Here is a 21,451-nt window from a genome sequence, read left to right as displayed (position 1 = left end):
GTTTGGCATGTCGGAACAGGATGAACTGCCCAAGCTGCTGCCGGTTGAGATCGACGACGAGCTGGCGCAGCTGCTGCACCGGTTCCCGCTCCCCGACACCATCCTCGACGCGGACATGAACCAGGAGGAGATCGCGCAGGCCTTCGGGACCACGGTCAACACCGTGGCGAAGTGGATCCGCGACGGGATGCCGGTGGCGCAGGTCGGCGGCAATGGTCGGGCCTACGTTCTGCGCCTTTCGCACTGCTGGTCGTGGCGGAAGGGGCGCGAGGCGGACGCCGCGCACCGCAACCGCCACAACGAGAACCAGATCAGCATGCTTCGGGCCGAGTTCCTGGGTGTGGAGGTCGACAGCCAGGCCGCGACCCTGTCGGGCAAGGAACGGCGCGAGCTGGCTGAGGCCGACATCCGGTGGTCGGCGGCGCAGCTGAACCGCCGGCGGCTGGTACCGCTCGACGATGTCCTCGAACTTCTGGAGAGCATCGGCAAGATCGTCCGCGACGGCCTTGAATCCATGCCCGACCGGCTGGAGCGCGAACTGGACCTGACCGCCGTCCAGGTGGCCACGGTCGGCAATATCGGGGCCGACATCCTGACCACCATCGCGGACCGGATCGAGGAGGCCGAGCTGCGCGAGCGCGACGTGCCCGATGTCGATTACAACGCCAGGATCCTGATCTGACATGCGCAGCCTGGACCAATTCGAACCCCTGCCACCCTACGCCGATCCGCGGGTGGCCTTGAAGATGGCGCTGCCCGCTTGGCGGCCGGCGCAGAAGATCTCGGTCACCGAGGCCGCCGAGCGGTACATGCGCGTGAACGTGTCGGGGCAGTGGCAGCCGTTCCGGCGCGACGTGACGCCCTACATGGTCGAGCCGACCGACATGATCGCCTCGCGGAGCTATCGCGGGCTGTCCTTCTGCGGACCGTCGCAGTCGGGCAAGACGCAGATGCTGCAATCGGCCATCGCCTACACGATCACCGCCGATCCGGGCCGGGTGGCGCTGTTCCAGATGACCCGCGAGGCGGCAGCCGAGTTCGAGCGCAACAAGATCTCGCCGATGGTGCGCAACAGCCCGGAATTGCGGACGCGGCAGGGCAGCGGGCGCGGCTCGGACAACATCTACCACAAGCTCTACACGGGCGGCACGCAGCTGACGATCGACTGGCCGACGATCACCAAGCTCAGCTCGGCGACCATGAGGCTGGTCCTGGGCACGGATTACGATCACTTCCCGGAAAGCATCGATGGCGAGGGCGATGCCTATTCGCTGATGCGGGCGCGGGCGCGGACCTATCTCTCGCGTGGCATGGTCGTGGTCGAAAGCAGCCCCGGCGCGCCGCTGAAGGACGAGTCCTGGCGCCCGTCCACGCCGCATGACTGCCCGCCAGTGGAATACGGGGTGCTGTCACTCTATCCGCACGGCACGCGGGGCCGCTGGTACTGGCCCTGCCCGAACTGCGAGGCCGAGTTCGAGCCGACCTTCAGACGCCTGCGCTACCCGGATAGCGCCGACCCGATGGAGGCTGGAGAGGCGGCGCAGATGATTTGCCCGCATTGCGGCCACGGCTTTGGCCACCAGCTGAAGCGCGAACTGAACGGCGCGGGCCGGTGGCTGCACGAGGGTCGCGAGATGGATGCCAACGGCCAGCCGAAGCTAGTGGCGATCGACAGCGGCGCGGTGCGCAAGACCGACATGCTCAGCTACTGGCTGGACGGGGCGGCAGCGTCCTTCGCCTCGTGGCGCGATCTCGTCACGAGCTACTGCCAGGCAGTAAAAAACCTTCGAGGCCACCGGCGACGAGGAGAAGCTGAAGACGGCGATGAACACCGGGCAGGCCCAGCCCTACTTCCCGCGCTCTGCAGTGTCCGACCTGGAGGTGACGGTGCAGGGTCTGCGCGACAAGGCCCGTGGCCTCGATCTGCCGAAGGGCACCGCGCCCCGGTGGGCGCGCTACCTGACCGTCTCGGTGGACGTCCAGGGCACCTACTTCTCGGTCGGGGTCACGGCCTGGGGCGAGAACGGCCGGCATATGCCGATCGACCGCTTCGACATCGTCACCCTGCCGGGTGCGGGCGAAGGTCGCCGTTTGAAGCCCTTCGAGGTCGCCGAGGATTGGGAGGTACTTGCGCCACTGGCCGGGCGCAGCTGGCCGGTCGTCGGATCGGACGCGCGGCTGACCGCGGTGGCGCTGGCCATCGACCTCCACGGCGGCGGCGCCACTACTGACAACGCCTATCGCTTCTACCGGGGCCGCCGCCGCGAGGGTCAGGCGGGCCTGTGGTACCTGACGCGCGGCGAAGGCGGGCTGAAGAAGGCCGACCGCGTCTGGCTTAAGGCCCCGGAGGCCGCCAGCCAGAAGAACCGCCGCCGCCGCGTCGCCAAGGACATCCAGATCCTGTTCATGGCGGTCGACCGGCTGAAGGATGCGGTCGCGGCCTCGCTCAGGGCCGAGGACGACATGGTCAACGCCTGCCTGATCCCGGAATGGATGACGCCGGAGGAGCTGGCCGAGTTCACCGCCGAACGGCGCACGCCGGGTGGATGGGAGAAGCGGCCCGGCATCGTGCGCAACGAAAGCCTCGACCACCTTGTCCAGGCCCGCGCCGTGCACATCATCAAGGGGGCGGAGCGGATCGACTGGTCCGCCCCTGCCTTCTGGGCCAGCTGGTCCGCGGAGAACCCGCACCTTCTGCAGCCCGAGGTTCCGGACGAGCGAGAGGAAGATGCCGACAGGGAAGCCGCGGAGGTGTCCGAGGAACACACGACAGACGAACCGAAGCGCCCCGTGGCCCCGCCGCGCGCGCCGATCTCCGCCCCCGGTCGCGGGGGATGGATCCAGCAAAGAGGGAAGTGGCTCTGATGGCCTATACCGCGCAGCATCTTGCAGAGCTGAAGGCGAACATCGCCCGGGGTGTCACCTCGCTCGAACTGAACGGCGAGAAGGTGACCTTCCGCAGCCTCGACGAGATGCAGCGCATTGTCGCCATGATCGAGCGCGAGCTGGACCCGCTCCCGGTCTCGCGCCTGCTGCTGCCGACGTTCTCGCGGGGCTGACATGAACATCATCGACAGGGTGATCATGGCGATCTCGCCAGCACGGGGGGCTGCCCGCGAGAAGGCCCGCACCGTGGCCATGCACTACCGCGCCTCGCGCCTCGGCCATCGCAACGAGGGCATCCGCGCCACCAGCGCGGACGCCGACATGGCGGGCCGCAGCCGCCGCATGGTGGCCTTCTATGCCCGCGACATGATCCGCAACTCGCCCTTCGCGGCACGGGTGCAGCAGGTCATCTCCGGCAACGTGGTGGGCGACGGGATCATCCCCAAGGTGCAGGTCTCCAAGGGGCTGCCAGAGGCTGTCCAGAAGCGCATGCGCGACCGGGGGCTGGAGCTGATCGAGGATCACCTCGACACCACCGCCATCGACCGCGCCGGGCTGCAGAACTTCTACGGCCTGCAGACCACGGCCATGAACACCATCATTGACGCGGGCGAGGTGCTGATCCGCCGCCACCGCCCGGCGAACCGGGGCCTGGACATGCCGTTGCAGATCGAGGTGCTGGAGCCTGACTACATCGATGACAGCCGGTGGGGGCAGTCGCTCGACGGAAACGAGATCCGCGAGGGCATCGAGTACGACGGCAACGGCGACCGGGTGGCCTACTGGCTCTACACCCAGCACCCCGGCGGTGAGTTGCGGCCGGGCAGCTTTCCGTCCGCGTCGGAACGGGTGCCCGCCGAGGACATCATTCACGTGTTCCGGGTCGACCGCCCCGGCCAGACGCGCGGCATCAGCTGGTACACGCCCATCGCCGAGAAGCTGCTGAACCTCGACGATTCGGAGGATGCGCACCTGATGCGCCAGAAGATCGCCGCATGCTTCGCGGCGTTCCACCGGATGGGCGAGAATGGCAGAGCACGGGGCGAGCTGGGCGGCACGCTGCAGCCGGGCGTGATCATGGAGATCGGCGCCGATGAGGATATGGTCTTTGCCGATCCACCCGAGGTCGGCGGCTTCGACGAGTTCGGGCGGTCCGTCCTGCGGTCATCCGCGATGGGCGTCGGCATCACGTACGAGGCGCTGACCGGCGATCTGACCGGGGTCAACTTCAGTTCGGCCCGGATCGGGCGGCTGGAGATGGACCGCAACATCTCGCGTTGGCAGTGGCTGATGATGGTGCCGATGTTCCTGCAGCGTTTCGGCGGCTGGTTCGTCGAGGCCTGGGCCGAGGCCGAGGGCGACGAGGAGTTCCAGCGCCTGATCTGGGAGAACCCCAGGACGGTGAAGATGACCTGGGTGCCGCCGCATCGCATCCTGGTCGACCCTGCCCGCGAGTTCGGCGCGCTGAGCGACGCCGTCCGGTCCGGCTTCCAGTCCCGCCAGGGTGTCGTGCGCCAGCTGGGCGTCGATCCCGAACGCCTGCTGCAGGAACAGCTGCAGGACAAGGACGAGGCCGACAGGATGGGCCTCCTCTTCGACAGCGACCCGCGCGCCGACCCGGCCCGCAAGACCCTGACCCTTCCCGACAAGGACAAGCCTGATGAATGAACTTCTCCTGACCGGCACGGTGGGCTCCTCGTTCTGGGACGAGGACAGCTTCACCGCCAAGAGCGTCCGCGAGGCCATCGCCGGGATGACCGGCCCGCTGACCGTCCGCCTCAACTCCGGCGGCGGCATCGCCACCGAGGGGCAGGCTATCTACACGGTGCTGAAGAACCACCCCGGCGAGGTCACCGTGATCATCGAGGGGATCGCCGCCTCGGCGGCCTCGCTGATCGCGATGGCGGGCGACAAGATCGTCATGCCTCTCGGCGCCATCATGATGATCCACGACCCGGCCAACTGGTACACCCAGGGGCGCGGTACCGAGGATGATCACCTGCACATCGCCAAGTCCCTGGCGGTCCTCGCCAACGCCTATGCCGGGATCTACGCCGCGCGCGCCGGCATCTCGGCGGACGAGGCCCGCGAGATCATGAAGGCCGAGACCTATTTCGACGGCGCCGGCGCGGTCGAGGCGGGCTTCGCTACGGAGACCGACGAGGAGACCGACGCTGCCGCGGCGGCGACCTTCGACTATCGCCTCTATCCCAAGGCACCCAAGGGCCTGCGCCAGATCGGCGACGGGCTGGCGCGGCAGGCCACCGGCAACATGATCACGGCCATGATGGCCGGATCGGGCAAACCCAAGCAGAAAGGCACCCAGATGGGCAAGCGCACTCCTCCTAACACGCAGACCACCATGTCCGATCAGGATGATCCGAACATGGAGACCGACGACGAGACCGCCGCGTCGCAGGACGACGAGACCACGTCGCAGATGGCCGACGAGGACGAGACCGACATGTCCGACGAGGACGATGCAGAGGCCTCGGACGATGACGATGCAGAGGCCGAGGGCGACGACCCGGCCACCGCCCAGGGGACGCCGAACGCCCACGCGACGGCGATCATGAACTTCGCGGCCTCGCGCAGGATCGGCGCCGATGTGGCCATGAGCTGGATCAAGAAGGGCCTGACGATCAAGCAGGCGACCAAGGAGTACACCATGAACCACGCCAAGGGTGGCACGGCCCCGCGCAACGGCCTGCCGCGTGCCTCGATCATGCGCGACGAGCGCAGCACCACGCGCGCCGCGATGGCCCATGCGTTGCACGCCCAGATCGCCGGGCGTGAGCCGTCCATGGCCGCCGCGCGGCAATATATGGACATGTCGCTGGTCGAGATGGCTGCCGCCTCCTGCGGTCACCGCGGCAAGATCCGCTCGGCGGGTGACAAGATCAGCGTCTTCATGGCCGCGTCGCACTCGACGTCGGACTTCCCGGCGATCTTCAACAACGCCCTGAGCAAGGTCCTGCTGGAACGCTACAGTGCCTTCACGCCGACCTATCGCGCCATCGCCAAGAAGCGCAACTTCCGCGATTTCCGGCCCACGCCGCTGATCCGCACGGGCGACTTCCCGATGCTGCTGCCGATCCAGGAGACCGGCGAGATCAAGTGGGGCACCTTCGGCGAGAGCGGCGAGACCGCTGTGCTGGTCCCCTATGGCCGCGGGCTGACCATCAGCCGCCAGATGATGATCAACGACGACCTGGGCGCGATCGACGACATGCTGTCCAGCTACGGTGAGACGGTGGCCTTCTTCGAGGAACAGACCTTCTACCGCAACCTGCTGGGCGCACGGATGGCCGACGGCCAGCTGATGTTCCACACCAGCCGCAACAACGTCGCGGCCTCGGGGACGCAGATCACCGCCGCCGCCCTCTCGGCCGGTCGCGCTGCGATCCGCAAGCAGAAGAGCATCGACGGTGCGCCGCTGAACCTGGCCCCCGCCATCCTGCTGGTCGGCCCGGAACAGGAAACCGCCGCCGAAATGATCGTGGCCCAGATCACCGCCACCGAGAGCGGCTCGGTCAACCCGTTCTCGGGCAAGCTGCAGGTGATCGTCACCACCGAGATCACCGACAACTCCTGGTACCTGCTGTCCAGCCGCGCGCCGTGCTGGATCTATGGGTTCTTGGAAGGCCAGGAGGCCCCGCGCGTCCGCACCGAGGAGCCTTTCGGCACCCAGGGCTTCTCGATGACCGTCGAGCACGACTTCGGAACCGGCAATGCCGACTTCCGCGGCGGCTGGCGCAACCCCGGCGCCGCTCCCGCCTGATCCCCGCCTGCCTGACTGACCTGACAAGAGCTGCCCGCGAGGCGGCTTTTGTCGTTGAACCCCCAGAGGAGAGATCCCGATGAAGAACTATCTGCAGAAGGGCGAGTCGGTCACGATCGCCGCCCCCCACGCGGTCGCCTCGGGCGGCATGGTCGTGTCCGGCCTGCTGGCGGGCGTGGCCGGTCACGACGCCGCGCAAGGCGCGCTGGTCGAGGCGCACCTGCAGGGCTGCTACGCCCTGTCGAAGGTCTCGGCGCAGGCCTGGACCGTGGGTCAGCCGATCTACGTCAACGCCACCAGCCGCCTGGTGACCAACGTCCCCGTGGCGGGCGCCATCCTGATCGGCGTCTCGATCGAGGCCGCGGCCAACCCGTCGGCCACGGGTGCCGTTCGCCTGAATGGTGCCACCCCGGCTGCCGCCGCCACCTGATGACCAGCCTGTTCAACGGCCTTTCGGGGATCCTCGCCGGGGCGTTCGGGACAACGATCACCTATGCCCCGCGCACCGGTCCGGTCCGCGACCTCCAGTCCGTGTTCCGTGAGAGCCCGATCGAGGTCACCGGCGCCGATGGACAGGAGATCCTGATCGACGCGCCGACCTGGCGCGTCGAGCGCCACCTTGTCCCAAACCTCGCGCGCGGCGACCGGATCGTTGTGCCCGATGGACGGACGTTCAAGGTCGAGACGACCCATACCACGGGCGCGCCCTCGGGCGATGCCTTCGTGCTGTGCGAACTTCATCTGGTGACCTGAGCCATGCCCCATTACCGCAGTGAATACCGCCGGCTGGCACGCGTCGCGCTGGCCGCGCATCCCCGCTTCGCCGGGGTCGATGTCCGCGCCGTCTGGCCGGGCAGCGTCAGTGACGAGGATCTGCCCGTCCTGGGCGTCCTGACGCCACAGGAACCTAGTGCGCGCGATACCCAGTCCAGCAGTACCAAGCGCACGCTGATGCAGGTCGCCCTGCGCCGGATCGGCGGCGACGAGATCGAGGACCAGCTCGATGAGGACAGCGCGGTGATCGAGGCCGTCATTCTCGCCACCCTGCGCAGCGGCGAGATCCGCTGCGCACTCGAAGACACCAGCGTCACCAGCAACGGCGGAGGCAGCGCGAACGTCGGCACGCTGGTGATGAGCTTCCGCATCCAATCCTGGCGATCGGAACCGACCCTCGCCTGACAACCCCGAAAGGAATACCCCATGCCCGATGGTATGATTGGCTACGGCTCCGGCGTCCGCATTGGACGCGGCGCCACCCCCACCTGGACGACCCTTGCTCTGGTCGGCGACATCGACATGCCCGACGAGACAGTTGACGAGGTGGAGGTGACCCACCAGAAATCTCCCGGCCGCCGCCGCCAGTTCATCGCGGGCTTGATCGACAGCGGCGAACTCACCGTGCCGATGAACCTGATCCCCGGATCTCCGACCGACACGCTGTGCAAGGAACTGAAGGCCAGCGGCGAAGAGGTGATCATCGGCATCACCCTGTCCGAGGGCGGCACTGAGGAAGAGCGATTCACCGGGTTCCTGAAGGGCTATGGCCGGACCGCCCCGATCGATGACAAGATGACTGCCGAGGCGACGTTCCGGCTGTCCAGCTTCATCCTTCCTGAAGAGGGGGCATGATCCATGTCGGACATCACGGGCGAGGTCACCGCAAAGCTGGGCGGCAAGACCTACCGGCTCTATCTCGGCATGCGCGGCATCGGCCAGCTGCAGCAGGAGTTCGGCAAGGACCTCGCGCCGATCATGGAAGCAGCTGGCGGGATGCCTGACGCTGGAGATGGCGACCAGGCAGAGGCTGCCTCGCTGCCGGACCTGCAGGCGCTGATACGGGTGGTCGAGGTGTCGCTGGCGCGCTTCCACTCCGACGAGGCCGACGACTACCTGGCGGGCGACCTCCTGCAGGCAGACATCGGTCTCGCGCCGCGACTGATCTTCGCAGCCATCCCGCAGGCCAGTGAAGATCCCGCCCCCTCCGGGACCTCCCCCCGGCGCGGGAAGGCGGCACCGGCGGGAAAGAGCAAGGCGAGGCGCTAGACCTCGGCAGGCTGCACAAGGGCTGGCTGATCCTGGGGCTGTGCCCGGAACGGTTCTGGGACATCACGCCTCGCCTTGCTCTGATCGAGATCGACGCTGCCACCGAGCGGCAGCGTCGCAGCGAGGACCTGTCGATCACCACCGCCTGGCTGACCGCCGTGCTGTCCCGCCAGAAGAAGATCCCCAAGCTGGACAAGCTGTTGGCCCGCGGGGGGAAGAAGGACGTCCGGATGTACCTGGATGGCCTGAAGGCAGGGTTGCCCGCCATCACCATGGAGGAGTGGCGCCGCCGCATGGCGCCACCCGAAGAAGCCGCAATCGAAGAGTGAGGGACCGATGGCATCAGGGCAAATGGTGGGCCGCCTGCGCGTCGGGCTGTCCGTCGATCAGGCGCAGTTCCAGCGCGGGATGGCGCAGGCCCGGACCGGCCTGCAGCGCTTCAGCGGCGAGGTGAACCGCCGGCTCGGTGCCCTCGGCAACCTGCCCGGCGTCAGCTCGCTCCAGAATGCCCTCGGCTCACTCGGCACGAATGTCGGCACCGCGGTGGCGGCTGCCGCGGGCGCGGCGGTCGTGGCCCTTGGCGGCATCTCGACCGCCACCATCAACGCGGCCACCGAGATCCAGAACCTGTCGCGGATGTCGAACGCCTTGCCTTCGGAGTTCCAGGGCTGGGCGGCGGGCGCGCGCACAGTCGGCATCGAGCAGGACAAGCTGGCCGACATCCTGAAGGACATGAACGATCGGGGTCGGTGACTTCATCTCCACCGGCGGGGGACCGATGGCCGACTTCTTTGAGGTCATCGGGCCGAAGGTCGGGGTAACCGCCGACATGTTCCGCAAGCTGTCCGGCCCGCAGGCGCTGCAGCTCTATGTGGACAGCCTTCAGAAGGCGAACCTGAACCAGCAGGACATGACCTTCTACATGGAGGCCATCGCCTCCGACAGCACGTTGCTGCTGCCGCTCCTGCGCGATGGCGGCAAGGCCATGGGCGATCTGGCGCGGCGCGCCGAGGATCTAGGCGCGGTCATGAGCGACAAGACCGTCCGCTCGCTGGCGGCCATGAAGCTCACGCTCGGCGAGGTCGGCACGGTGATGCGCGGCGTTCGCGATACCATCGGCGCGGCCTTCGCGCCGGCGCTGACCTCGCTGGCGGAGACCTTCGTATCGCTGATGACGCGGGGCAGTGGGCTGCGGCTGATCTTTGACGGCCTGGCATCCGTTGTCGGCGTGCTGGCCCGGTTCTTCGCATCGTTGGTGACCATCCTGTCCGGCGCGGTCTCGGCGCTATGGGAGCTGGGCGCGGCGGGGCTTCGCGCAGCCGACGAGTTCACCGGCGTCAGCGACGCGCTGCGGATGATGATTGCCAACTCGCCAATCGGCCTCATGTACCGCATGGTCACGGGCTTTGCGGACCTCATGAAGGCCGCCGGTGGCTTTGGCGATGCGCTCGACCTGCTTGGCGACCTCGCGGGGCTTGTGTGGCAGGGCATCGTCGACAGCTCGAAAGCGATCCCCATCGGCCTCAGCGCGACCTGGTCAAAGATCAAGCAGGAGTTCTTCCTGTTCGTTGCTAACCTTCAGAGCGGATGGGCGAGCTTCCTCGTCGGCATGAGCCAGGGCTTCGCAAGCGCCGGGATGGACGGTGCGGCCTCTACGCTGGTCACCGCTGCAGAACAGACGCTTGGCGAGATGGACAAGGTCCGCTTGAAGGCAGCCGACGCGTTCCAGGACTATTCCATCAACTCTGCGGCTGCTGGCCAGATTATCACCGATGCCTTCGCGCCCGCCGCCCAGGCTTGGCAGAACATGAACGACATGATCACGCAAAGCTCGGCCGAGGCTGAGGCGGCGCTTGCGGGGTCTGGTGGATCCGGTGGCGCGGGGCTTGCCGGTGCGGCTGACAAGGCTGGCGGTTCGGCCTCCAAGGCCAAGGAGAAGCTGTCCGAGCTGCAGAAGATGATGAAATCGCTGCGCGAGGAGGCCGCGAAACTCAAGGCCACGATGTGGATGTCGGCAACCGATGCCAAGGTCTGGGAGAACCTGACCGCGGCGGGGGTCAGCGCGGACTCTGCCGAGGGGCGTGAGATCGAAAGCCTGACCCGGGCAGCCGAGGGAATGAGGGACCTTAAGTCCGCGACCGAGGAATGGAAGACGAGCCTTTCAGACGGCTTTCGGGAGCTGACCAAGCGTGGTGCATCCTTCAGTGAGGTCCTGTCCGGCCTCGTGTCGAAGCTTGCCGACATGGTTTGGTCGCGAGGCTTTGACGCGCTCTGGAGTGGAGGTCTCGGCAAGCAGGTCGGGGGCTGGTTCTCAAAAATGGGTATCGGCTCGAATGCCAACGGGACGAACAACTGGCGGGGCGGCTGGACGGAACTGAACGAGCGGGGCGCGGAGATCGTCAACCTCCCTCGCGGCACCCAGATCATCCCGCATCAGCTGTCAAAGCGCATGGCAGACAAAGCCGCGCCGTCTGGTGGAACGGTCAAGCTTGAGGTCCTGCCGAGTGAAATGTTCAAGGTCCAGATGCGGGAAGTGTCTGCAGACGCGGCAGCGAACATGGGTGTCCAGATTTCCAAGTCGATCCCTGCGCAAGTCCAGCGCACCAATGCAAAGCCGAGGCGGCGCTGATGGCTCTCGTTTTCCCCTATTCCCTGGCCTACTTCGCCAACACGATGCGCGTTCTCCGTTCTACCGTGACACCCCGGAGGTTCGATGAGGCATCTGGCGCTGGCGACGGACGTCACTGGACCAGCGAGCTTGCCCAGCCACTGTGGACGGGAGCCATCACGCTGCAGACGATGCCCGCTGTTGTCGCGCGTGCGTTCGAAGCGAAGGTTGACGGCCTTGACGGGTCGAGGGGGACCTTTCTGTTTGCCGATCCCGCCTACAAGGGGCCCGCATCAGCGATCCGCGCGGGCTTGGGGGCAGTGACCATCTCAGGGATTCGAACCGATCGGGGCGCGATCAGCCTTTCGGGTCTTCCGGAAGGGTTCGTTCTGACGCCCACGGACAGGTTCTGCATCACCTATTCCTCAGGGCGGGTGTACTACGGGACCTTCCTGGAGGGCGGTACCGCCGGCAGCCTGGGCAACATCGCCGATGGGCGCGAGATCAGACCCTATCTGCCGTTCGGTGTGACGGTCGGTGCCACGATCAGGCTGGTCGACCCGTACTTCAAGGCCGCGATCGAGCCTGGCGGATGGACGCCTTTCAACTACGAGCTGCCTGCAGGTGAAATCGCCAGCGGTGCCGAACTTCGCATTATCCAGAAGCCGTGACATGACATGACAAGTGAAAATGCATACGTGCCGTTGCCTAGTTCAACGTTCGTTTTTTATCCTGCAGTTGCTCTGCCATTCTCCTATTGCTCAGCCTCTTCGCAAACATATCAGCGGCTCTAGGGGACATCGTGAAGGTCATCGTGAACCCTTGATCTGTTGTAAGATTAAGTGCCACGACCTTATCTGGGCCATACTGCACAATAGATGCGCTACCGCTGGATAGGGGAATGGGCTGGCCTGGGATCCTTGTTGTCGTTGGGCCAGCTTCACGTGCTGCAATCTTGCCCAGTAGATGGTTTCCTGCCGCGAGGAAGCTCATAGCAAGCTGATTGGCCAGATCTTCGTCGAAGACCAGTGAATGCCTTGAGCCATCCTGAATGGTCACGTCTACGAATGCATTCTGATCATCCAGATCCGTGCCAATTCCGTGGATGGCAATGATTTTACTACCAACTCGCTCGTTCATTTGATTCTCCATTGGTTTTCGCACTCCGATGGTGATGGCGCGCCGGGTCTCATGTCGAGTCCCGGCGTTTTAATATCCGAGGGCATCCGATGCAGAACCTTGACCCCGCCTTCGTGGCATCCCTCCAGGCATCGCGTGACAGGGGCATCGCGCCTGTCTTATTTTTCTGGATCGAAGCGAAGAACCGGGATACCGGCGCGCCCGAAACCTTGGGTTTGTGGGCCGGCGACGAGAACATCACCCGGAACGTCGAGACCCCCACCGGCGGCCTGACCACGCGGGAATACCTCGGCGGCACGAACCTCTCAGTCGCCAACTTGAAACTGGTCGCCGATCTCACGGATGAGCCGGTAACTGTCAGCATGAGCCAGATCGCTGCGGCGACGCAGCAGCTTGTGCGCGGCTATGACGTGCGCCTTGCCTATTGCGAGATCCACGCGACCAGCTGGGTCGGGGGCGAATTTTCGAGCGATCCGCAGCTGCAGTTCATCGGCATCGTGGACGACGTTCAGATCGGCACGCCCGAAGTCGGCGGGCAGGGCAGCATCGGGCTGATCATTCGGTCGGAGCTGATGACGCAGCTGCTGGCCCCAAACCCGGCCAAGTCATCAGACAGCCACCAGAAGCGCCGCCAGGCCGGTGATCGGTTCAGCGAATACTCCGGCACCATGCAGGCCCGGAAAGTCCAGTGGAGAAAGGACTGACATGCAGGAACTGCACCGCCTTGACGACTGGCGCGCACGTCTGGCCGCTGAGATGGACCGCCAGCGCCGCGACCCGTTCACGTGGGGAAAGCATGACTGCGCCATCGGCTTTGCTGCAGGCATCGTGGAAGCCCTGACAGGGGTGGATATGGCGCGGGGCTATCGCGGCAAGTACGCCAGCCCCCGCGGCGCGCTCAAGCTTCTGCGCAGTGCCGGTGCCGATGGCCTTAGCGCTTTCGTGGCGCTGCGCCTGCCAAGTGTTCACCCCGCCTTCGCGAACGTGGGCGACATCGGCATTGTGGCCTCTGACGGCCCTCTGGGCGAGGCCCTGTGCATGATCGACGCCTCCAGCCTGGTGGTGATGACGGAACAAGGCCACGGACATCGCCCTCGGGCGGATCTGATCCGAGCATTCAAGGTCGGCTGAACGCATGAAAAAGCTGCTTCTGATTATCACCGCCCTGGCGGTCGTTTTCGCTGGTCCGGCGCATGCCGATCCGATCAGCGCGGCTGTCGCATGGGCTGGGTCGACGTTCGCAGTTACCGCAGCGACTGCGACCTTCATCGTGAACTTTGCGGTCAGCACAGCGCTCACGGCTATCTCCAGTGCACTCTACAAGCCGAAGCAGCCCGGCGCCGATGTCAGCTTCGACGTCAAGATGGGGGACAACCTTCCCCTATCCTTCGTGGCCGGCAGGTTCGCGACTGCTGGCAAACGTAAGTACATCGGCAGCTGGGGCGACAACACTCGCTTCATCACCGAGGTGGTCGAGTACTCGGCGCTTCCGCAGGGATTGGAGGGCATCTGGATCAACGATGAGCGGGGCAACATCCTGCTGGATCAGGGTGAGGAAACCCTCGGCGGGATCGCGAATGTCGGCTATCGCCTGACGAACTTCAATCGTGACGGTGCTACCCGGATCTGGGTGCGGTGGCTTGATGGCACCCAACTCGCGGCTGACCAGACACTGATCAACTTGTTCGGGAACGATCCGAGCTATCCCTGGACGGCGCAGCATATCGGTCGCGGCAAGTCATACGCGATCATCACCTCGCTGTTCGACGACGAGATCCTGACAAGCTATCCGACCTTCCTGTTGGAGCCATCGCCGCTGCCGCTCTACGACTGGCGGTTCGACAGCACGAATGGCGGCAGCGGTGCGCAGCGTTGGGGCGTCCGATCGACCTATCAGCCGACGCGGAACCCCGCCGTGATCGGATACAACATCGTGCGCGGCATCTATTACGGCGACGAGTGGGTCTATGGCGGCAAGAACCTTCCCGCCTGGCGCCTTCCGATTGCGGAGTGGACAGCCGCCGCCAATGCCTGCGATCAGCCTGTCACGGTGGCTGGCGGCGGTACCGAGCCACGCTATCGGTGCGGGTTCGAGATCGGTGTCGACATGGAGCCCGCCTCTGTCCTCGACGAGATCAGCAAGTCTGCGAACATGAGCTTTGTGGAAACGGGTGGCCGCTTGAAGGTCATCGTGGACCTGCCAGGATCCTCGGTGTTTTCGTTCACTGACGGCGACATCCTCATCACCGAAGGGCAGAGCTTCAATCCTTTCTACCCCGCCAGCGATACGTTTAACGCCGTCAGCGCCACCTATCCGGAACCTGGGGAAAAATGGGCCAGCAAGGACGCGCCGGAATATGTCGATGCTGACGCGAGAGAGGAGGATGACGGGCGGCATCTGCCGACCTCGATGACCTATGGCGCCGTGCCGTATGGCCGCCAGGTGCAGCGCCTGCTGCGATCGCAGATGCGGGATTTCCGCCGCCAGCGTCGGCACCAGTTCTATTTGCCGCCGGATGCTTATGGTCTGGAACCGAAGCTGGACATGGTCACCTGGACCAGCGCCCGCAATGGATATGTGAACAAGCGTTTCATCCCTGAGATCGTCGACAAGACGCCGGGCATGAACGTGCTGGTGAACCTGCGTGAGGTCGATCCGGGTGACTACGACTGGTCGAGCGATTTCGAGCGTCCGATTATCATCACACCCCCGGTGAACCCGCGTCCGTTCGTGCAGCCGATCAGGGGCCTGACCGCTATAGGTACCAGCATACAGGATGCAGGCGGTGCTGCCCGTCGCCCGGCGATCCTGGTCGCCTGCAACGGTGATGAAGTCGGTGTGACCGAGATCCAGATCGAGGCCCGCCGCGTAGGAACTACCGTGGCGGTAATCGACACTCTTCGGAGGTTCTCTGCGCCATTCTCGTGGTACCTGCAGAACGTCTTGCCAATGACAGACTACGAGGTCCGGGCGCGACTGCTGTCCGACCTGACCCCGCGGTCGGCATGGTCTTCGTGGCTGACGGTAACGACGCCCGATGTCCGCCTCGGCCCTAATGACGTGCGCTACGATGAGATCATCGATGAGGTCCGCGAGGATCTCGGCGAGTTCTTCGAGTATATCGAGGGCACCGACGTCGTTCTTGAAGGTATGAACGGCCGAATCCGAGAAGCACAGGACCTGATCCAGCAACTCAGCGATGGCGTCGCAGACGGGGCCTTCGGGGAGCTCCTTGCCCGCCAGCAGCTCCGGACAGATCTGCTGGTCGAAACAGAGACAGCCAAGTCCAGCTTCCGAGAGGAGATGGACGTCATCATCACTGAGCAGCTGTCGGCGTCGATCCGGACGCAGACCATGCGGGCGGAGTTCCTGACCAGTGCTGCCGTGGTGCGTGAGCAGCAGATTGCCTTGGCAAGCCAGACGCAGGCGCTGGCGGCGTCGATCGATGAGGTCGAGGCTGTCCTGAACGGGGCTGCAGCTGACGGGTCGAGTTCTCTGCTCTCGCGGATCACGCAGGTTGAGCGCGTTGCGGGGACCGATAACCGGGTCTGGCGGCAGAACGCTGCGCCAATCGGGGCCGCGGTGCGTAACGGCGACTACTGGCTCGATCTCGATGCTTCGCCACGGCAGTGGTACTCGCGCAATTCCGGGGCTTGGGTCGCGGTGGCAGCCAGTACCATTCCCCCGTTGCTGTTGTCGACCGAGATCCTGAGCGATCGGATCGACCAAGTGGCCGCCTCGATCGACGGTGCTGTGGGTGGGGCAACTGATGCCCTGAACGTCAGGGTGACGCAGATCGAGCGGGTGGCGGGTTCCACCAACCAGGTGTGGCGTCAGCCGTTTCCAGGGCCGACAGGCGCGCAGGTGGCCAATGGAGACTATTGGCAAAACACCGGCAACCAGAACTGGTTCGAGCGCGTCAATGGCGCTTGGGTCGCGATTGCAGCATCGAGCGTGCCGCGTCTGATCATCGAACAGGCGGTGACGTCCGACGCCATCACGCAGGTGAGGGCGAGAACCAATCGCGGGACTGCCTCTGGCCTACTTCGCGCCACTGCGGTCACGGCGCCTGATGGGATCATCTCTCGCATTGCGCTGGCAGCCGAAGCCTCGGATGGGGTCAACGAGTCCCTGGCGGCGTTCTTTCTCGAAGCTCGGGGGGACGGGACCAACCAGATCATCGCAACAGCGAACCGTTTCGCGATTGCGACTGGAAGTGGTCCTGCGAACGCACGAAAGGTTCCTTTCGTGGTCGATGGCGACAACGTCTACGCGTCGAACCTACTGGTCCGGACGCTGTCGATCGGGCCTGACCAGGTAGTGGTGCCGGTGGGGGGGCGGGGACCGATCGTGCAGCAGGCGGGTGAAGGGGTCTGGAGGAACCTTTTGACCTTGAACGTCCCCCTCAACCAAGTCGGGCGTCTTGCCGTCAACTGGGCTATCAAGCACTACTACAGCCCAGGTGGATTTGGTGCCTACGGCCTGCGCGTTCAGCTAAACGGGGTCAACATCGAGGACAAGGACACCAACGGACTTCCTGCCGACTTCCCAAGCGGCAACGCTTTCGGTCTGGGGGTGGAAGGGACCAACGTCGTGACGCTCGATTGGCAAGGCTGGGGCGCTACCGAACTTGGCGCCCGGGGGTCCATGTCCATCCTGGGGGTTATGCGATGAAACATTTCGCTGTTTACGACAAGACTACAGGAGAGGTTCTTCGGTCAGGCGTCTGTTCGGATCCGAAGGATCAGATCCTTTATCTCACTGAGGGGGCGGTCGAGGGAATGGCCGACCCCGGAGAAGCCTACGTCAAGGACGGGCAGATCAAACCTTTCCCGGGGCCTCGGCCTTGGGATGGGGCATCGTGGAACCTGGACCTTGAGAGGTGGGACGACCCCACCGTTGAAGAATGGGAAGCCATCGAGGAGTCCGAGAACATCATAGCCTGGGCGCTGGCCCGGGCTAAGCGGGACGAACTTCTTGATCAATCCGACAAATACATGGTTGCGGACTTCCCCATCACTCCCGAAAGACGAAAGCTGTGGGCCGACTATCGAGCGGCCCTCCGTGACCTTGAGACCATCATGGCAGATCCTGCCAATCCTGCGTGGCCCGAAGAGCCCTCAAAGTAAGGTGGACCTATGCCGACAACTGCGTACAGAACCGGGACTGTCAGCGTCACTCCTGGCAGCCGGATTGTGGCAGGGATCGGCACCTTGTTCATGTCCAGCCAGATCCGGCCCGGCGATGTCTTTGAGCTGGGAGGGCTGACGGCCTCGATCGAGAGTGTCGACAGCAACATCCAGCTGACGCTGGTGCGGCCCTGGGCGGGCCCACTGCCCGTTGCAGGGGCGCAGTATGAGGTCCGGTTCACGTCAGATGCCGTCAGGGTCATGGCGTCCGCCCGAACAGTGCAGCAGATACTGGAAAGCGGCAACCTGCCTGCCTTGGCCAACTTGGATTCGGCAAGCGACCAGCTGCCGTATTTTAATGGCCCGAACTCGGCAGTGACCACTGCCATCACGGCCTTGGCGCGCGAGCTGCTGTCGCAGCCGACAACGCAGGCCATGCGAACGATCCTTGGACTGTCGTCGCTGACCTCGGTCGGACTGCGCATCCTGGGCTCATTCTCGAACATCGGCCAGCTGCCGACCGAAAACCGCCTCATTGGCGACACGTACCTGGTCAACGGGTCGGTCCAGATCTTCAACGGCACGGGCTGGACGAATGCCGGGCCCATCGTTGGCCCTGCAGGCGTCGACGGTATCCAGGTCTTCTCGACCCGGGCGGCTGCCATCAATGGGGCGCCGCTGCTTAACACGAACGTTCCGAACCTGATGATCCGGAACATGACGGCTCTCGAAGTCCGACAGCGCAATGTGAACACGGCCGGAACAGACCCGCTGTTCTCGACCGGGGATGGCTGGGGCACCACGCTCCGCCTCAACATGAACGACATGTTCATTCCGGTCTCTGCCGTGGGCGGCACAGCCAACGCGATCACCGCCACCTTTCCGCCGGCCCTCACGAACTCGGTTGGCACTCGTCTCTCGATCATCCCGATCGCGGCGAACACGGGCCCAGCAACATTGAACGGCGTGCAGCTGCGCGACATGAATGGTGTTGTCCTGACGGAAGGCGCGCTGATGCCCGGGCGGGTCTATCAGTTCGAACGGATGGCCGCGATCAATGCCTGGCAGATGGTTGCCGAGCCCTTCGGTCGCGCTGATGCCACCGCGCTGGTCAACTCCCTGATCGGCTCATTTCAGGCCAACCTTGCCGCTGTCGCCAGTTCGGTTGCCAACGTCCAGACAGAAATCGCGGCACCGTTCCAAGCCTTGGCTGGTGGATCCGTCATCGCCCTTGCCACTGATGGGGAAGATAAGGCGCTGATCGTCTGGCGCACGGAGGCCGATGAAGCCGATAGCGGGCTTGATGCTCACATGTCCAGGACGTTCTGGCAACGCGGTGCCCCGTACCTTGGGAGCAGCGGGGGCGGCGGCGGTACCGGCAGCGCCCTGCTCTCGACGACTGCCTTGGATCTGATCACGGTCAACGGTCAGTCCCTCTCCGTCGGGGGAGACATCCCCACCTCGCTGCCCGCTGTGAACCGGGCACAGCTTATCGCTCGTGCCCGGGTTGGCGCTGCGCTGATGCTGCAAGGCACGGCCCGGGGGGATAATGATGCAAACGGCAACCCCATCCCTATCTCGACAGTCGATATGCCGCGATCCCAGGGTTACAACACGGGCGTCCAGGCGACCGGCCTTGGTCCGGCAATGCCGGGTTCTACGGTCGTCACCTCGGCTTGGCCGATGGCCGCCGCGATCAATGAGTATCGCCTCGCACTGGGGCTGCAGATGGTTCCGGTCATCACGCAGTGCCATGGCATCAGCGGCGTCTCGGCCGATGACATGGATAATGATCCTGCCACCGGAACAGGATCCCTGACGATCTGGAACAACGCCATGTTCGTCTTGGATCAGGCAAAGCTGCAGGCGCAGGCAGCGAACAAGCTGCTGCGGGTTCCTTTCCACTCGATCGATCACGGCACGCATGCCCAGTCCTGGGCGGCTGGCCGCTACCTGGCCTTCATGTGGAAATACAGCCGCGACTATCAGGCCGCGGTTCGCGCCAAAGGCATCGAAGGTGCCGCAGTCATGCTGATCGATCAGGCAGGGGGCAACTCGAATACCCTGACGCCGGCATGGGAGGTCGTCGACGAGCAGCTTCAGTTCTGCGAGGCAGGGGGTGGCGTTTTGGCCGTCCCGCAGTACCCCTTCGAGATTGCCGACGATAACGTCCACCCGGATGCCCACGCCACGATCCTGTACTCTGAAACGCGCGCCTGGTGCGCAGCGGAAGTGCAGGCCGGGAATCGCTGGACCATCCGCCGTCCTGTCCCCTCAGTCATCGGCAACACGCTGGTCTTGACCTTCGACAGCCTGCGTGAGGACGAGTATCTGATGTCTCACGACCCGGCCAAGTACAGCGGTGTGGGGATCGATGCCTATCTGGGCTTGCAGATCGGCGGCGGCACGATCACCGGCATCGACATTCGCGGCCGTCAGGTCGTTCTGACATGCAGCAGTGCGCCCACCAGCGTTCGGTATGCCTATCAGTCTCAGGATGTTCGTGGCGCCGGGAACCGTTTCAACGCGCACCGTGGCTTGCTACGCACGTCGCTGACCAAGCCGTCGCTTCTCTTGCCGGGCCAGACCCTGCATCGTTGGGTCAACAGCTTCAAAATGGCTTTGTGAGGTAGCACGATGCGTCTGAAATTTGGATTTGTGGCCCCGGCTAGCAAGGCATTCGGCGTTGTTCTGCCTCTGGTAGACCAGGTGCTGGCACTCCCCAACCCAATCGACGTGTGGCTGCCCGAGGACAATGCCCAGAACTACGGGCTTGTCGATGGTCGTGTGGCGGAATGGCGGGGCCGGATCAATAACCGCATTCTCGGGCAGACCGTCGCCGCCCGTCGCCCAATTCCAGAAGGTGGCCAGCTGCGCTTCTCGTCCCCGGTGCAGGCCGCCGCGGCACAGCTGGATTTGACGGGGGCGGCCATCGGTGAACGGTCTGCGATCACCATCGCAGTAAAGGCTCGCATCCATGCTGAACAGCTTGGCGTGGACAACCAGTATTTCTGGGGCAGCTCCGTCGCCGGCGCCATGTCGAGGATCGCGTACCGCTTCACCAATGGCACGCGGTACATGCGCTATCAGACCAACGATAACTCGTTCAGCATGGACGTTCCCCTTCCGGCGGAATGGTCAGGCTCGATCGGCGTGGTGGTTGTGATCTCCGGGCTGACGTTGACGATGTATCTGAGCAACGGCAGCAGCAACACGCGAGCGCTGACGGTGCCGTTCAACATGCAGGGCCTTTCTGTTGGCAACGCTGTGGCGGCGCAAGCGGGCAACCTGCGGGGATACCTCGGTCCCTTCGGCATCTGGACCCGTGCCGTCACTGAATCCGAGCGCAACATGCTGCTGCAATGGGTCGCCTGATCTGAAACGCGTTTTGACGACGACAGCCCCGCCACGGTGCGGGGCTTTTTCATATCCGCCTGTACTGAAGGGATACCTCATGGCGAAGATTGAAGGTGGCATCACCTGGGGCAATATCTGGTCGATCGGCGCAACGATCGTCGCCGTGACAGTGTCTTTCACGACCCTGCAGGCCGGACTGCTGGAAGGCCAGCGCGAGATGAAGCGCATTGAGCTTCAGGGCACGCAGGCGACCTCGGAGCTACGCCTGACCCACGAAAAGCAATTGACCGACATCCGGGCTGACCTGGTGACGCACCGGCGCTCGATCCAGCAGCTGGAGATCTCTGACGCTCGGAACAGTGAGCGCTACGAGGCGCTGGCACGATCAATGGATGAGCTGAAGGCGGCGCAGCGTGAGACGAACGATCTGCTGAGACAGATCACCAGCCAGCGGGATGCTGGCAATAACTGAACCCTGTTCTCGACACGAACTGACCCATACCCGC

At 64.6% G+C, this 21,451-nt stretch carries 22 protein-coding genes and 1 pseudogene; 22 read left to right on the top strand and 1 reads right to left on the bottom strand.

Annotation, left to right across the window (positions count from 1 at the left end; all coding sequences use genetic code 11):
* Nucleotides 1-7 precede the first annotated feature (7 nt).
* From F1642_RS05125 to F1642_RS05060, 15 genes and pseudogenes are all read left to right on the top strand, one after another.
* On the top strand, nucleotides 8-682 hold the full coding sequence (locus F1642_RS05125; protein ID WP_255522138.1) for a terminase small subunit: 675 nt from the start codon (nucleotides 8-10) through the stop codon (nucleotides 680-682).
* Nucleotide 683: 1 nt separating this feature from the next.
* Nucleotides 684-1,556: pseudogene (locus F1642_RS15450) on the top strand (phage terminase large subunit family protein); the annotation flags it as partial.
* A 268-nt stretch (nucleotides 1,557-1,824) separates the two neighbouring features.
* Entirely contained in the window at nucleotides 1,825-2,865 is a 1,041-nt protein-coding gene (locus F1642_RS15445; RefSeq protein WP_255522137.1) for a terminase gpA endonuclease subunit, read from the top strand.
* A complete protein-coding gene (locus F1642_RS05115) occupies nucleotides 2,865-3,059 on the top strand; it encodes a phage head-tail joining protein (protein ID WP_194885656.1) in 195 nt (64 codons plus the stop codon). The genes F1642_RS15445 and F1642_RS05115 overlap by 1 nt, the downstream gene beginning before the upstream one ends.
* A 1-nt stretch (nucleotide 3,060) precedes the next feature.
* Nucleotides 3,061-4,554 (top strand): phage portal protein, encoded by a 1,494-nt coding sequence (locus F1642_RS05110; RefSeq protein ID WP_194885655.1) that lies wholly within the window; start codon nucleotides 3,061-3,063, stop codon nucleotides 4,552-4,554.
* Entirely contained in the window at nucleotides 4,547-6,667 is a 2,121-nt protein-coding gene (locus F1642_RS05105) for a head maturation protease, ClpP-related (protein ID WP_194885654.1), read from the top strand. Before F1642_RS05110 ends, F1642_RS05105 begins: the two co-directional genes overlap by 8 nt.
* Nucleotides 6,668-6,746: 79 nt before the next feature.
* Complete coding sequence (locus tag F1642_RS05100; protein ID WP_194885653.1) at nucleotides 6,747-7,097, top strand: DUF2190 family protein; 351 nt, start codon at nucleotides 6,747-6,749, stop codon at nucleotides 7,095-7,097.
* The gene (locus F1642_RS05095) at nucleotides 7,097-7,420 is read left to right on the top strand and encodes a hypothetical protein (protein ID WP_194885652.1); all 324 of its coding nucleotides are present in this window, start codon (nucleotides 7,097-7,099) and stop codon (nucleotides 7,418-7,420) included. Before F1642_RS05100 ends, F1642_RS05095 begins: the two co-directional genes overlap by 1 nt.
* Before the next feature lie 3 nt (nucleotides 7,421-7,423).
* Complete coding sequence (locus tag F1642_RS05090) at nucleotides 7,424-7,846, top strand: hypothetical protein (protein WP_194885651.1); 423 nt, start codon at nucleotides 7,424-7,426, stop codon at nucleotides 7,844-7,846.
* 21 nt (nucleotides 7,847-7,867) lie between these two features.
* On the top strand, nucleotides 7,868-8,296 hold the full coding sequence (locus F1642_RS05085) for a phage tail tube protein (RefSeq protein ID WP_194885650.1): 429 nt from the start codon (nucleotides 7,868-7,870) through the stop codon (nucleotides 8,294-8,296).
* Nucleotides 8,297-8,299: 3 nt separating this feature from the next.
* Nucleotides 8,300-8,710, top strand: a complete 411-nt coding sequence (locus tag F1642_RS05080; RefSeq protein WP_194885649.1) for a hypothetical protein — start codon at nucleotides 8,300-8,302, stop codon at nucleotides 8,708-8,710.
* Nucleotides 8,711-8,868: 158 nt separating this feature from the next.
* On the top strand, nucleotides 8,869-9,039 hold the full coding sequence (locus tag F1642_RS05075) for a hypothetical protein (RefSeq protein WP_194885648.1): 171 nt from the start codon (nucleotides 8,869-8,871) through the stop codon (nucleotides 9,037-9,039).
* A 7-nt stretch (nucleotides 9,040-9,046) separates the two neighbouring features.
* Nucleotides 9,047-9,463 carry a hypothetical protein gene (locus F1642_RS05070; RefSeq protein ID WP_194885647.1) on the top strand — a complete coding sequence of 139 codons (417 nt, stop codon included), beginning with the start codon at nucleotides 9,047-9,049 and terminating at the stop codon, nucleotides 9,461-9,463.
* Nucleotides 9,464-9,488: 25 nt separating this feature from the next.
* A complete protein-coding gene (locus F1642_RS05065; RefSeq protein WP_194885646.1) occupies nucleotides 9,489-11,339 on the top strand; it encodes a hypothetical protein in 1,851 nt (616 codons plus the stop codon).
* Entirely contained in the window at nucleotides 11,339-11,989 is a 651-nt protein-coding gene (locus F1642_RS05060) for a hypothetical protein (RefSeq protein WP_194885645.1), read from the top strand. Before F1642_RS05065 ends, F1642_RS05060 begins: the two co-directional genes overlap by 1 nt.
* A 37-nt stretch (nucleotides 11,990-12,026) precedes the next feature.
* Here F1642_RS05060 and F1642_RS05055 read toward each other — a convergent pair whose 3' ends face one another.
* Complete coding sequence (locus F1642_RS05055; protein ID WP_194885644.1) at nucleotides 12,027-12,458, bottom strand: hypothetical protein; 432 nt, start codon at nucleotides 12,456-12,458, stop codon at nucleotides 12,027-12,029.
* Between the two features lie 89 nt (nucleotides 12,459-12,547).
* On the opposite strand from F1642_RS05055, the gene F1642_RS05050 reads away from it, so the two are divergent.
* The 7 genes from F1642_RS05050 (at nucleotide 12,548) to F1642_RS05020 (ending at nucleotide 21,417) form a co-directional block, all read left to right on the top strand.
* Complete coding sequence (locus tag F1642_RS05050) at nucleotides 12,548-13,162, top strand: hypothetical protein (RefSeq protein ID WP_194885643.1); 615 nt, start codon at nucleotides 12,548-12,550, stop codon at nucleotides 13,160-13,162.
* Between the two features lies 1 nt (nucleotide 13,163).
* Nucleotides 13,164-13,589: a hypothetical protein gene (locus tag F1642_RS05045; RefSeq protein WP_194885642.1), complete on the top strand. Its 426-nt coding sequence runs from the start codon at nucleotides 13,164-13,166 to the stop codon at nucleotides 13,587-13,589.
* A 4-nt stretch (nucleotides 13,590-13,593) separates the two neighbouring features.
* A complete protein-coding gene (locus tag F1642_RS05040) occupies nucleotides 13,594-17,133 on the top strand; it encodes a phage tail protein (protein ID WP_194885641.1) in 3,540 nt (1,179 codons plus the stop codon).
* A complete protein-coding gene (locus tag F1642_RS05035; protein WP_194885640.1) occupies nucleotides 17,130-17,588 on the top strand; it encodes a tail fiber assembly protein in 459 nt (152 codons plus the stop codon). The genes F1642_RS05040 and F1642_RS05035 overlap by 4 nt, the downstream gene beginning before the upstream one ends.
* Nucleotides 17,589-17,678: 90 nt before the next feature.
* Nucleotides 17,679-20,216 carry a hypothetical protein gene (locus tag F1642_RS05030; RefSeq protein WP_194885639.1) on the top strand — a complete coding sequence of 846 codons (2,538 nt, stop codon included), beginning with the start codon at nucleotides 17,679-17,681 and terminating at the stop codon, nucleotides 20,214-20,216.
* A 9-nt stretch (nucleotides 20,217-20,225) separates the two neighbouring features.
* On the top strand, nucleotides 20,226-20,963 hold the full coding sequence (locus tag F1642_RS05025) for a hypothetical protein (RefSeq protein ID WP_194885638.1): 738 nt from the start codon (nucleotides 20,226-20,228) through the stop codon (nucleotides 20,961-20,963).
* A gap of 79 nt (nucleotides 20,964-21,042) precedes the next feature.
* Nucleotides 21,043-21,417, top strand: a complete 375-nt coding sequence (locus F1642_RS05020; protein ID WP_194885637.1) for a hypothetical protein — start codon at nucleotides 21,043-21,045, stop codon at nucleotides 21,415-21,417.
* The last annotated feature ends 34 nt before the right edge of the window (nucleotides 21,418-21,451 follow it).

The organism is Paracoccus sp. NBH48, from assembly GCF_015390265.1.
GTDB lineage: Bacteria > Pseudomonadota > Alphaproteobacteria > Rhodobacterales > Rhodobacteraceae > Paracoccus > Paracoccus marcusii.
Note: the sequence above shows the minus strand (reverse complement) of the source record. Positions and strands in the feature narration are given on the sequence as shown.